Here is a 12591-nt window from a genome sequence, read left to right as displayed (position 1 = left end):
CGACAATGCCGTCCATGAAAGCCCTGCGCATCCATGCCGGCCCTCGCGCCCGGCAGCACCTTGAAAACCACGGCCTGCGGCCGGGCGACGTGGGCGTGATCCCCGCGGCGGCCGGTGGCCCCAAGGGGCTCATCCTGGGGCCCCTGGACCGCTTCATCTTCGGCGAATGGCTGGCCCAGTCGCGCCAGCCGGTGGACCTGGTGGGCGCGTCGATCGGCGCCTGGCGCATGGCCACGGCCTGCCTGCAGCAGCCGGTGGCGGCCTTCGAGCGGCTGGAGCACGACTACATCCACCAGGACTACGACCTGCCGCCCGGCAAGAAGCGCCCGTCGGCGGCCCACGTGAGCGAGCGGTTTGGCCAGAACCTGCAGGCGTTCTATGGCGGGCGTATCGACGAGGTGCTGAACCACCCGCGCTACCGCCTGCACATCGTCACCTCGCGGGGGCGGCACCTGCTGGGGCGCGAGCACCGCGTGGCCACGCCGCTGGGCTATCTGGGCGCCTTTCTGACGAACACGGTGCACCGCAAGGCGATGGGGGCGTGGCTGGAACGGGTGGTGTTCTCCTCGTCCGATGCGTCCGGTACCTTCGCCGAGGGGGCGGGGGCTGCGTGTGCTGCATTGCCCTTTGGCACCTCGGACTACCGCACGCGGCAGGTGCTGCTCGGCAACGGCAACTTCATGCAGGCGCTGCAGGCCAGCTGCTCGATCCCGTTTGTGCTGCAGGCGGTGCACAACATTCCGGGTGCGCCCCGTGGGGCGTATTGGGACGGGGGCATCACCGATTACCACCTGCACCTGGCCTATGGCAGGCAAAAGCAGAATGCTATTGAATTAATAGCTGATAGCGCTTTTCCATCCAGCGCTGGAGGCCAAAAAGACTTGAATTCTGACCCCGCTGCCTCGCCCGGCCTGGTGCTGTACCCGCATTTCCAGCACCGCGTGGTGCCCGGCTGGCTGGACAAGGGACTCAAGTGGCGCCACCGCTCCACGCCTGCGCTGGACAACATGGTGGTGCTGTCGCCCAGCCCCGACTGGGTGCGCAGCTTGCCCAACGCCAAGCTGCCCGACCGCAACGACTTCACGCACTACGGCGCCGACAGCGCCGCGCGCGCCAAGGCCTGGCTGGCGGCCACGCGGGCCAGCCAGCAGCTGGTGGACGAGTGGCAGGCGTGGCTGGCGCGGCCGGACATGAACGCCGTGCACCCGCTGTAGGGGCCGCTCAGGTCGCTGCAGGCCGCCGTGCCGCATCCTGCACGGCCCGGGCCGCGTGGCGGGCCGTGTGTTGCCGTGCCCAGGTCAGTACCTCGTGCGCGGGCATGGGCCGGGCGATGCCAAAGCCCTGGGCACGCTCGCAGCCCAGCTCCAGCAGCCGTGCGGCCTGCTCGGCGGTCTCCACCCCTTCCGCGACCACGTGCCGCTGAAAGGCCGTGGCGAGCGCGACGATGGCTCCCACGAGCGTGAGGTCGTCGCCGTCTTCCAGGATGCCGCGCACGAACGACTGGTCGATCTTGATGGTCTCGGCCGGCAGGCGCTTGAGGTAGGACAGCGAGGAGAAGCCGGTGCCGAAGTCGTCCAGGGCGAAGCGCACGCCCAGCAGCTGGCAGTTCTGCATCATCTGGCGCATGTACTGCATGTCCTGCAGGGCCGCGGATTCCAGGATTTCCAGTTCCAGGCGGGTGGGCGAGACCTCCGGGCAGGTGTGCAGGATGTCCTTGAGCCGCTCAACGAAGTTGGGCCGGTGGAAGTGCGGCGCGGAGATGTTCACGCTCACCTCCCACTGCATGCCGGCATCGGTCCATTGCCGCATCTGCGCCAGGGCCTGGCGCAGCACCCATTCGCCCAGTTCCACCTCCAGCTCTGCGTCCTCGATCAGCGGCAGCACATGCTGCGGGCCCAGCAGGCCGTGGTCGGGATGCTGCCAGCGCAGCAGGGCCTCCAGCCCCAGGATCTCGCCGGTGCGCAGGTGCACCTTGGGCTGGTAGTGCAGCACCAGCTCGCCCCCGTGCAGGGCCTGGGCCACGCGCGTCTGGCGGGTGTGCTGCGTCTGCACGGCATGGTCCAGCTGCACGTCGAACACGTGCATCTGGTTGCGGCCGAAGCCCTTGGCCTGGCACATGGCCTGGTCGGCGTGGCGCAGTAGGGTGTCGGGGTTGGCGTCGTCCTGCGGGAACACGGCCACGCCCACGCTCACGGTGGTGTGCAGCACGCGGTCGTCGATGGCGTAGGGGGCGGCCAGCTGCTGCATGAGCACGCCCACGCGGGCCTCGATGGCGGGCACGTCCGGCAGCTCGCCCAGCAGCAGCACGAACTCGTCGCCCCCCATGCGCGCCACCGCGTCCTGGGGCGTGATGAACGCGCCCAGGCGCCGCGCGGTTTCCTTGAGCAGCCGGTCGCCCACGCGGTTGCCGTGGGTGTCGTTCACGGCCTGGAAATGGTCCAGGTCGAGCATGCACACGGCCAGCAGCAGGCCTTTCTGTCGGGCGACGAAGATCGCGTGCGTGAGGCGCTCGGCCAGCGCCGTCCGGTTGTACAGGCCTGTGAGCGCATCGTGGCGGGCATGCCACGAGATCTGGTGGCGCAGGTTGCGCGTCTCGGTCACGTCGCGGAACACCAGCACGCAGCCCACGGCCGTGCCGTCGCCCTTGCGGATCGCCGACGCGGTGTACTCGATGGCGTAGCGCTCGCCGGAGCGGTGGATCAGCACCTCGTGCGCGACCTGGTGGAGGGCGCCCGGCACGGTCTCGCGCTCCGCGGCCGAGCTGGCATTGCGGCTCGCGAGCTCCTGGTACAGCCGGAACACGTCGTCCAGCTGACGGCCCAGGGCCTGGTCCGCCGTGAAGCCGGTCATGAGCTGCGCGGCTTCGTTGATGGTCTCGATGCAGCCGGCCAGGTCGGTGGTGATCACGCCGTCGCCGATGGAGGCGAGCGTGACCTCGGCACGCTCCTTCTCGGCGCGCAGGGCCTCCTGCGCGCGCTTGCGTTCGGTCACGTCGACTAGCGTGCCGATGGTGCCGGCCAGTGTGCCCCGCGTGGTGGTGAACGGGGCTTCGTAGTACGCCATGTCCCGGGGCGGCTGGTGGTTGGCGGGGTGGATGCGGATCTCGTTGTCCTGCGCCTGCGCGATCTGCGCGGAGCGCGCGGGCGCCAGCTCTTCGGGGTACGCCGGGGGGGATGCGGGGGCCGTGCCCGCGCTGGCGGGCGTGTGAAAGAGCCGTTGCCAGGCCCGGTTGACTTCCAGGTAGGAGCCATTGGCGTCCCGCACGAAGACGGGCAGGGGCAGCGCGTCGATCAGCTGGCGCGTGAAATGCAGCTGCTCGCTTTGCAGGTGCTGGGTTTCGCGCAGCGACAGCACGAGCGACTGGACCTTGCCGGCCATGTCGTTGAAGGTGGCCGCCATGGCGCGTGATTCGAGCGTGCCGGTCACGTCCATGCGCGTGTCCAGATGGCCGTGGCGGAACGCGTCCGTGGCTTCGGCCAGCCGCCGCAGCATGCGCGCATTGGCCCGCAGCAGCAGCGTGAGCAGGAACAGGATCGTGAAGATATTGAGCGCCGAGATGCGCAGCTGTACCACGACGGTGCTCCAGATCTGGCCCACGAGGGGCGCGGATTGCAGCGTCACCGTCAGCCGCCCGGTCTGGCCGCCGGGCACGGCCTGCCCGAACTGCTGCGTGGGCGGCGCGATGCGCACCCATTCGGCGAACCATCCCGGGGCCGATGCGCGCAGGGGCGGCGCCTGGACATCGATGACGGGCCCGTCGCCCACCTGCCACTTCACCGACTGGACGCCCGGCCCGAAGCGGGCGACCCCTTCATGCAAAAGCGTGGCCTGGGCTTCGTGCTCCGAGGGGGGCAGGGCTGCCACCCCGGGCAGCAGCGCATCGCCCGCCCGGCGCAGCTCGGTGGCGGCATGGCGGCGGACTTCGTCGGTTTCCGCGGCCACCAGGTAGTGGTAGCGCACGGCGCTGACCAGCAGGATGATCAGGACAATCGGAACGTACAGCCGGGGATAGGTGCCCCGCAGGAGCCAGGTACTGAGATTTCCGGTGCGCATCGGTCGTGGCCCTCCCCCCAAAACCCCAGGGTAATGAATTGTTAATTAATTGTTGACCGACCGGAGTCTAGCGTGTGGGCAGGGGGTGTGCGGCACCCAGGGTAGCGCAATCCCGCCGGGCTTCGCCAGGGGGAAGGCTGGGGGTGCGTTGCGGGCGCGCGGGCACGGCGAAGGAGGGCCGCCGCCCGCTGGCCGCGCGCCGCGCCAGCGGGGCAGGCGCGGCGGGGGGGCTGGTGAAAAGCCGGGGGGACGGGAGCTGGCCCTACAGCGACTGGCTCAGGATCTCGCGGTACTCCTCGGGCGTGGCGATGCGGGGGTTGGTCTTGTGGCAATGGTCGGCCAGCGCGCCCCTGATGATGTCGTCGAACATGCCTTCGGTCACGCCCATGGCGGCAAGGCCCGTGGGCAGGCCCAGGCGGGCGTTCATGTCGCGGATGGCCTCGGGGATGTCGCCCGCCGCGCCCAGCCCCATGGCGTGGGCCATGCGCTCCAGGCGTTTTTCGTTGCGCACCGATTCGGCGCCGGCATTGAACCGGACCACGGCGGGCAGGAACATGGCGTTGAGCGTGCCATGGTGCAGGCGCGGGTTCACGCCACCCAGGCTGTGGCTGAGCGAGTGCACGGCGCCCAGTCCCTTCTGGAAGGCCATGGCGCCCTGCATGCTCGCGCTCATCATGTGCAGGCGCGCCTCGCGGTCGCTGCCGTTGCGCGTGGCCGGCTCGATGTGGGCCCAGCCACGCGTGAGGCCGTCCAGGGCAATGCCGTCGGCCGGCGGGTTGAAGGCGGCCGACATGAAGGTTTCCATGCAGTGGGCGATCGCGTCCATGCCCGTGGCGGCGGTCAGCATGGGCGGCAGGCCCAGCGTGAGCTCGGGGTCGCAGATGGCGGTCTTGGGCACCAGGTTCCACGAGTGGAACCCGAGCTTGCGGTGGTCGTCCACGATGATGATGGCGCCGCGCGCCACCTCGCTGCCGGTGCCGCTGGTGGTGGGCACCGCGATCAGCGGCGCGGCGCGCTCGGTGATGCGGGGCGAGCCGCCCTCGATGGTGGCGTAGTGCGTGAGCGGCCCGTCGTGCGTGGCGGCGATCGCGATGCCCTTGGCGCAGTCGATGGCCGAGCCGCCGCCCACGGCGATCAGGCCGTCGCAGCCCTCGGCCTGGTAGATCGCCACGGCGGCGCGCACGGCGGCCTCGGTGGGGTTGGAGGGCGTCTGGTCGAACACCGCCACGGTCATGCCAGGCAGGGCGTCCAGCGCCTTTTGCAGGACACCAGCGGCCTTCACGCCGGGGTCCGTCACGAGCAGGGGGCGTGTGATGCCGACGCGCTCGCATTCCTGCCGCAGCAGCTTGACCGCGCCGAACTCGAACTGGATCTGGGTGACGTAGTAGATGAAAGCCATGGTGAAGGTGGAAGTTACGTTTACGATTGCTGCAAAGACTCTACAACCCGGAGGCACCGATGACCACGAAGCAAACCCTCATTCCGCTCGCACTGGCCGGTGCATTCGTCGCGTTTGCGACATCCGCGCAGGCCGGCTGCCTGACCGATGCCCAGGCCGCCGAGCTGGTGGCCCACTACACCGCGAAGACCCCGGCCGCCAACCCCGAGGACCTGTCGGACGCCGATGGCGCCTGCACCCGCGCCAAGGTCAACCAGTTGCTGGCGCAGCGTCTGGGCAAGGTCGTGGGCTACAAGGCCGGCCTTACCAATCCCGCGGTGCAAAAGCGCTTCAACACCGACAAGCCCGTGTGGGGCAAGCTCTATGAAGGCATGGTCCTGCCCAGTGGCGCCACCGTGGACGCGGCCTTCGGCGCCCGGCCGCTGTACGAAGCCGACATGCTGGTGCGGGTGAAGAGCACCGCCATCAACCATGCCAGGACGCCGATGGAGGTGCTGGAGGCGGTGGACCAGGTCATCCCTTTCATCGAACTGCCAGACCTCATGGTGCAGGCGCCGCCCAAGCTCAATGGCGCCGGCGTGACGGCCATCAACGTGGGTGCGCGGCTGGGCGTGGCGGGCGCGCCGCTGCCCGTGCCGGCCTACCGGGCCGAGCGCTTCGCGATGCTGCAGGCCCTGGCCGACATGAATGTGTCGCTGGCCGACGGCGCGGGTGCGCGCCTGGGCGGCGGCAAGGGCAGCGACATCCTGGACCATCCCCTCAATGCCGTGGTGTGGCTCGCGGGCGCCCTCGCACAGGAGGGGCTGGCGATGCAGCCGGGCGACCTGATCAGCCTGGGTTCGTTCTCGCCGCTGCTGCCGCCCAAGGCGGGCCTGGCGGTGACAGCGACCTACGACGGCCTGCCGGGCGCCGCGCCCGTGCGCGTGACCTTCAAGTAACAACAAACAAACAATCGACCCGCGGGCTGCCCGCCTGCGCGGCCTTCCTCCTGTTGCCGAGATCCTGACCGTTGGCCGACCTGCACATCCACCACACCCGCCTGACCCCCCAGATGCGCAGCGTGCTTGAGCGCATGGCGCGCGCGGGGCACCCCCCGCTGCACACCCGCTCGCCCCAGGACGCACGCACGGCCTACCAGGCGGGCGCCGATGTGCTGGAGGTGCCCAAGGCGGCCCTGGCGCGGGTGGAGGACCTGCACATCCCCGCGCGCGACGGCCATGCGCTGCCCGCGCGGCTGTACGCACCGACCACGGAAGCGGGCCTGCCGGTGCTGCTGTACACCCACGGCGGCGGCTTCACCATCGGCAACATCGCCACGCACGACATCCTGTGCCGCGAGCTGGCGCGCCTGGGCCGCTGCATGGTGGTGTCGCTCGACTACCGGCTCGCGCCCGAGCACCGGTTTCCCACCGCGAGCAACGATGCCTGGGATGCGCTTGCATGGCTTGCTGCCCATGCCCGCGAACTGGGCGCCGACCCGGCGCGCATGGCCGTGGGCGGAGACAGCGCGGGCGGAACACTGGCCGCCGTGAACGCCATCCTGGCGCGCGACGCGGGCCTGCCGCTGGCACTGCAGCTGCTGTTCTACCCGGGCTGCGCGGCCCACCAGGACACGCCCTCGCATGCCACGTTCGCGCGCGGCCTGGTGCTGGAAGAGCCTGCCATCAGCTGGTTCTTTGGCAACTATGTGCGCAGCCGCGCCGAGCGCGAGGACTGGCGCTTCGCCCCGCTGCACGCCCCCGACGTGGACGGCGTGGCCCCCGCCTGGATCGGCCTGGCCGAATGCGACCCGCTGGTGGACGAGGGCGTGGACTATGCGGACAAGCTGCGGCTCGCCGGCGTGCCCGTGGACCTGGAGATCTACCGCGGGGTGACCCATGAATTCATCAAGATGGGCCGTGCCATTCCCGAGGCGCGCACCGCCCATGCCGATGCGGCCCGGGCGCTGCGCCAGGCGTTCTTTCAAACCACGGAGTGAATCTATCCATGCAACGCAGTGACTTCCGCTGTTTTCACCGCCTGCGCGTGCGCTGGGCCGAGGTGGACATGCAAAAAATCGTGTTCAACGCACACTACCTCATGTACATCGACACGGCGATGTCCGACTACTGGCGGGCGCTGGCGCTGCCGTATGAAGCGGGCATGCTGGCCCTGGACGGCGAGATGTACGTGAAGAAGGCCACGCTGGAATACCATGCGTCGGCGCGTCTGGACGATACGCTGGACGTGGGCCTGCGCTGCGCCAGGGTGGGCAATTCGTCCAGCCTGTTCCAGGCGGGCATCTTCAGCGGCGACCAGCTGCTCGTCTCGGGCGAGCTGGTCTATGTGTTCGCCGACCCGGCCACGCAGACTTCGCGCCCGGTGCCTGACAGCCTGCGCTCCATCTTCGAGGGCTTCGAGGCCGGCGCCGCGATGGCCGAGGTCAAGACCGGCGACTGGAACACGCTGGGCCGCGATGCCGGGCGCCTGCGCACCGCGGTCTTCGTGCGCGAGCAGGGCATTCCCGCGGACATCGAGGCCGATGCCCTGGACGCCAGCGCGCGCCACGCCGTGCTCTACAACCGCCTGGGCATGCCCGTGGCCACGGGGCGGCTGCTGCAGGAGGCGGCCGGCGTGGGCCGTATCGGGCGCATGGCGGTGGACCGCTCCGTGCGCGGCGCGCAGTGGGGCCAGCAATTGCTGGAAGCCTTGGTGGCCGCCGCGCGGGCCCGTGGCGACGGCGAGGTGCGCCTGCACGCCCAGCGCAGCGCGGAAGGCTTCTACCGCCGCGCGGGGTTCGCCGTGGTGGGCGAGCCCTGGGAAGAGGCGGGCATCGCCCACATCGCGATGGCGCGGCGCTGGTAGATTCTGCTATCAAAAAGAAAGCGCCTCGCGCTTTCCTGCAAACGGCCCTGGGGGGATTCGTATCTGGATCCGCCCTGCATCAAGCGCGGGATGCTCCTGAATGCATAGCGGCGTGGCCTGATCCCGCAGCGGCCCGGTCCTGCCCGCGGGCGTCAGATGTCCGCGAGCAGCTCGTACGGCAGGGGCGCCAGTGCCAGCGGCACGCCCTGCACGTTGCCCACCTGCAGGGCACCACCCTGCGCGGCGGCGATCTGCAGCGACACGAGGGCGTCGGTGCCGCCACCGGGTGCCGGGGCGGCCTGCACGACGGTACCGCAAGGCTGTTCCAGGTCCGGCACGGCGAACACTTCGGCCCCCACCGCCACATCGGCCGGGGCGTGGGCAATGTAGGTGCGGCGCTTGAGCGTGCCCCGGAACTGGCTGCGCGCCACCACCTCCTGCCCGGGGTAGCAGCCCTTCTTGAAGTTCACGCCGCCCACGGACTCGTAGTTGAGCATCTGGGGCACGAAGGCCTCGACAACCGGGGTGGTCAGCGTTGCCACGCCGCTGCGCACTTCACTCCAGAGCCACAGGGCGGGTTCCATCGCGGGACCGGCGGGCGCGGGTTCTCCCGCGGGGGCCACCCAGAGCGCGCGCGGCCGGCCGTCGGCGGGATACAGGTGGACCACCGAGGCGGCACCCACGTCGGCCTTGGTCCAGGCGGGCTGGCCGCCGCCGGGCACCACATCGCCCGCCAGGCCGTACAGGGCGAAGTCGGCGGTGGCGTCGGTCAGCCTGGCCTTGGAGCGCAGCACGAACATCGACAGGCGCTTGAGCGTGGGCGGCAGCAGGTCGCGGCTGCAGACCAGCAGGATCTCGCTGGCGCTGCGCTTGAAGCCGATGAAGGTGGCCTGCATGCGGCCCTTGGCGGACAGGAACGCTGCCAGGCGGGCCTGGTCCATGCCCAGCAGGGCGAAATCCTGGGTGAGCTGGCCGTGCAGGAACTTGGCGGCGTCTTCGCCTTCCACGCGAATCACGCCCAGGTGGGACAGGGGGGCTATGCCGTTCAAGGGGGTAGTCATCGCTGAATTATGATGCCCGGTTCTACACACACATTCATCAGGGTTGTGCGACGTCTATTGGCTTTGATTGCGTTGGTTCTGATCGCCTCGGGCGGTGCGGCCTTCTGGTGGCTGCACCAGCCGTTGGTGACGGGCAGCGAACCCCTGGAGCTGGCCATCGAGCCCGGCACCACGCCGCGGGGCATTGCGCGCGACGTGGTGGCGGCAGGGGCGCGGGTCGATGCGCGCATGCTCTACGCATGGTTCCGCTTCTCGGGCCAGGACCGCGCCATCAAGGCCGGCAACTATGAAATCCCGCCCGGAACCACCCCACGGGGCCTGCTGCAGAAACTGGTGCGCGGCGAGGAAACCCTGCGCGCGCTGACCCTGGTGGAGGGCTGGAACTGGCGCCAGGTGCGCCAGGCCCTCGCCAGGGAAGACCAGCTCAAGCCCGACGCGGCGAACCTGAGCGACGAGGCGCTGATGGCCCAGCTGGGCCGCCCGGGCGTGCCTCCCGAGGGGCGGTTCTTTCCGGACACCTACGCCTATGCCAAGGGCTCCAGCGACATCGCTCTGCTGCGCCGGGCGCTGCACGCCATGGACCGCCGCCTGGAGGCCGCCTGGGCCCAGCGCGCGGCCGACACGCCGCTCAAGTCGGCCGATGAAGCATTGATACTGGCCAGCATCGTCGAGAAGGAAACCGGCCGTCCGGGCGACCGCGCCCAGATTGCCGGGGTTTTTGCCAACCGCCTGCGCGCCGGGATGCTGCTGCAGACCGACCCCACCGTCATCTACGGCCTGGGCGAGCGGTTCGACGGCAACCTGCGCCGGCGCGATTTGCTGGCCGACACGCCGTGGAACACCTACACCCGGGCCGGACTGCCTCCCACGCCCATCGCCATGCCCGGCAAGGCCGCCCTGCTCGCGGCGGTGCAGCCCGAGCCCACGCGTGCGCTGTACTTCGTGGCCAAGGGCGACGGCACCAGCCATTTCAGTGCCTCGCTGGAAGAGCACAACCGTGCGGTCAACCGCTACCAGCGCGGCCAGTAGCGCATGCGGCCTGGTGCGCGGGCGGCCGCGGCGCCCCGAGCCATGCGCCCCTGCAGATTCAACCCAAGGCTTTCATGTCACGACCCGGTCTTTTCATTACCTTTGAAGGCATCGACGGCGCGGGCAAGTCCTCGCACATCGAGGGCCTGGCGGCGGCTTTCCGTGCGCAGGGCCGCGCGGTCACCGTGAGCCGCGAGCCCGGTGGCACGCCGCTGGCCGAAAAACTGCGCGAGATGGTCCTCAACGACCCGATGGACCCGCTCACCGAATCGCTGCTCATCTTCGCCGCGCGCCGGGACCACCTGCGCAATGTGATCGAGCCCGCCCTCGCGCGTGGCGACGTGGTGCTGTGCGACCGTTTCACCGATGCCACCTTCGCCTACCAGGGGGCCGGCCGGGGTTTCGATCTTGGCGTGCTATCGATATTGGAGCGGCTTGCGCAGACGGGTCTTTCGCCAGAGGCCGATCTGATGCGTGAGCCCGATCTGACCGTGTGGTTCGATCTGGCGCCGGAAGTGGCTGCCCAGCGCCTGGCCGGCGCCCGCGTGCCCGACCGTTTCGAGGCCCAGCCGGCCGAGTTCTTCCGCCGGGTGGCCCAGGGCTATGCCGACCGCGCGGCCGCCGCACCCCAGCGGTTTGCACGGCTGGACGCCGCGCAGGACCGCCACCGCGTGTGGCAGCAGCTCACCAGCGTCTTTGTGCGCAAGGGCTGGCTGGCCATCATGGTGGCCACCCAGGGAGGGGCGGCATGAGCGAATCCGCCAACGCCCCTGCGACGGCCCTCGCGCCCTGGATCGCCGCACAGCGTGCCAGCCTGCTGGCCCAGCGCGGGCATGCCTGGCTGCTGCAGGGCCCGTCGGGCATGGGCCAGTACGCGCTGGGCATGGAGCTGGTGCGCGCCTGGCTGTGCGATGCACCGACCGCGCAGGGTGCCTGCGGCCAGTGCGGCAGCTGCCATGCGGTCAACGTGCGCACCCATGCCGACCTGTGCGTGCTGATGCCCGAGGTGCAGATGATGGCGCTGGGCTGGCCCCTGTCGGAGAAGGCCCAGGCGGACATCGACGACAAGAAGCGCAAGCCCAGCCGCGAGATCCGCGTGGAAGCGATGCGCGACGCGGTGGAGTTCTCGCAGCGCACCTCGGCCCGTGGCCGGGGCAAGGCCGTGCTGGTGTATCCCGCCGAGCAGATGAACCACATCACGGCCAATGCCTTGCTCAAGACCCTGGAGGAGCCGCCGGGGGATGTGCGCTTCGTCCTGGCCAGCGAGGCCGCGCACCAGTTGCTGCCCACCATCCGCAGCCGCTGCCTGGGCCACACGATGGTCTGGCCCGCCGAGGACCAGATGCTGCAGTGGCTGCAAGGGCAGGGCGTTGCCGGCGCCGCCGCGACGGCGTTCCTGCGCGCCGCCGGCGGGCGGCCCGACGATGCGCTGGCGCTGGCCCAGTCGGGGCGCAGCCCGCAGGCCTGGTCCGCGCTGCCCCAGGCCGTCGCCAAGGGGGATGTGACCGTGCTCGGGGACTGGGCGCCTGCGCAGGCCATCGATGCGCTGCAAAAGCTCTGCCATGACCTGCTGGCGGCGAGCGTGGGCGCCGCTCCGCGCTACTTCGCGCCGGCGGACCTCCCGAAGGCACTGCCGCCGCTGGGCGCGCTGACACGCTGGTCGCGCGCGCTGGCCAAGGCCGCACGCACGGCGGACCATCCTTTCAATGCCGGCCTCATGCTGGAGGCGCTTGTCGCCCAGGCGCGAAACACCCTACACTCCAAGCACTGAGCCGTACCCACCCATCCATGAGCAGTCCATCCACCGCCCCCCGCCCCAGCGTCATGCAGCTGGCCATCAAGGAAAAGGCGGCCCTGTACGCGGCCTACATTCCCTTTTTCGCCGAAGGGGGCATTTTTGTCCCCACCCAGCGGGACTACAAGCTGGGCGATGATGTCTATGTGCTGCTGACGCTGCCGGACGACACGCAGCGCTACCCGGTGGCCGGTCGCGTGGCCTGGGTCACCCCGGCGCGGGCTGCGGGCAACCGCACGCAGGGCGTGGGCATCCAGTTTCCCAAGGACGAGAAGTCGCGCCAGCTCAAGGCCAAGATCGAGGAACTGCTCGGCACGGCGCTGGGGTCCGACCGGCCGACACAGACCATCTGAGCCGGCACCCGCCCACCGTGCCGACCCGTGCCAGGCGGGTCGGCATTTTTGTTTGCT

11 protein-coding genes are annotated in these 12591 nt (G+C 70.1%); 8 read left to right on the top strand and 3 right to left on the bottom strand.

The window, feature by feature from the left end; all coding sequences use genetic code 11:
• The first annotated feature begins 14 nt into the window (after nucleotides 1-14).
• Nucleotides 15-1214, top strand: a complete 1200-nt coding sequence (locus AC07OD_RS06995; protein ID WP_494595815.1) for a patatin-like phospholipase domain-containing protein — start codon at nucleotides 15-17, stop codon at nucleotides 1212-1214.
• A 7-nt stretch (nucleotides 1215-1221) separates the two neighbouring features.
• Here AC07OD_RS06995 and AC07OD_RS06990 read toward each other — a convergent pair whose 3' ends face one another.
• Nucleotides 1222-4053, bottom strand: coding sequence for an EAL domain-containing protein (locus AC07OD_RS06990; RefSeq protein WP_494595813.1), 2832 nt, complete (start codon nucleotides 4051-4053; stop codon nucleotides 1222-1224).
• 262 nt (nucleotides 4054-4315) lie between these two features.
• Nucleotides 4316-5452 (bottom strand): 4-hydroxybutyrate dehydrogenase, encoded by a 1137-nt coding sequence (gene gbd / locus AC07OD_RS06985; protein WP_218294796.1) that lies wholly within the window; start codon nucleotides 5450-5452, stop codon nucleotides 4316-4318.
• A 59-nt stretch (nucleotides 5453-5511) separates the two neighbouring features.
• Between gbd and AC07OD_RS06980 the strand changes: the two genes are divergently transcribed.
• The 3 genes from AC07OD_RS06980 (at nucleotide 5512) to AC07OD_RS06970 (ending at nucleotide 8296) form a co-directional block, all read left to right on the top strand.
• A complete protein-coding gene (locus AC07OD_RS06980; RefSeq protein WP_369642617.1) occupies nucleotides 5512-6390 on the top strand; it encodes a 2-keto-4-pentenoate hydratase in 879 nt (292 codons plus the stop codon).
• A 71-nt stretch (nucleotides 6391-6461) separates the two neighbouring features.
• The gene (locus AC07OD_RS06975) at nucleotides 6462-7430 is read left to right on the top strand and encodes an alpha/beta hydrolase (RefSeq protein WP_494595811.1); all 969 of its coding nucleotides are present in this window, start codon (nucleotides 6462-6464) and stop codon (nucleotides 7428-7430) included.
• An 8-nt stretch (nucleotides 7431-7438) separates the two neighbouring features.
• Complete coding sequence (locus AC07OD_RS06970; RefSeq protein ID WP_218294799.1) at nucleotides 7439-8296, top strand: YbgC/FadM family acyl-CoA thioesterase; 858 nt, start codon at nucleotides 7439-7441, stop codon at nucleotides 8294-8296.
• A 152-nt stretch (nucleotides 8297-8448) separates the two neighbouring features.
• On the opposite strand, the gene ygfZ is transcribed toward AC07OD_RS06970, so the two are convergent.
• Entirely contained in the window at nucleotides 8449-9357 is a 909-nt protein-coding gene (gene ygfZ / locus AC07OD_RS06965; RefSeq protein WP_218294800.1) for a CAF17-like 4Fe-4S cluster assembly/insertion protein YgfZ, read from the bottom strand.
• Between the two features lie 45 nt (nucleotides 9358-9402).
• On the opposite strand from ygfZ, the gene mltG reads away from it, so the two are divergent.
• From mltG to AC07OD_RS06945, 4 genes are all read left to right on the top strand, one after another.
• Nucleotides 9403-10386, top strand: a complete 984-nt coding sequence (mltG, locus tag AC07OD_RS06960; RefSeq protein ID WP_370627848.1) for an endolytic transglycosylase MltG — start codon at nucleotides 9403-9405, stop codon at nucleotides 10384-10386.
• 74 nt (nucleotides 10387-10460) lie between these two features.
• Complete coding sequence (gene tmk, locus AC07OD_RS06955) at nucleotides 10461-11138, top strand: dTMP kinase (RefSeq protein WP_218294802.1); 678 nt, start codon at nucleotides 10461-10463, stop codon at nucleotides 11136-11138.
• Entirely contained in the window at nucleotides 11135-12157 is a 1023-nt protein-coding gene (locus tag AC07OD_RS06950) for a DNA polymerase III delta subunit-related protein (protein WP_494595807.1), read from the top strand. The genes tmk and AC07OD_RS06950 overlap by 4 nt, the downstream gene beginning before the upstream one ends.
• Nucleotides 12158-12174: 17 nt before the next feature.
• Nucleotides 12175-12534 carry a PilZ domain-containing protein gene (locus AC07OD_RS06945; RefSeq protein WP_015013859.1) on the top strand — a complete coding sequence of 120 codons (360 nt, stop codon included), beginning with the start codon at nucleotides 12175-12177 and terminating at the stop codon, nucleotides 12532-12534.
• The last annotated feature ends 57 nt before the right edge of the window (nucleotides 12535-12591 follow it).

The organism is Acidovorax sp. GW821-FHT10E03 (assembly GCF_059415205.1).
The sequence above is the reverse complement of the archived record's forward strand: the minus strand, read 5'-3'. Positions and strand labels throughout refer to the sequence as shown.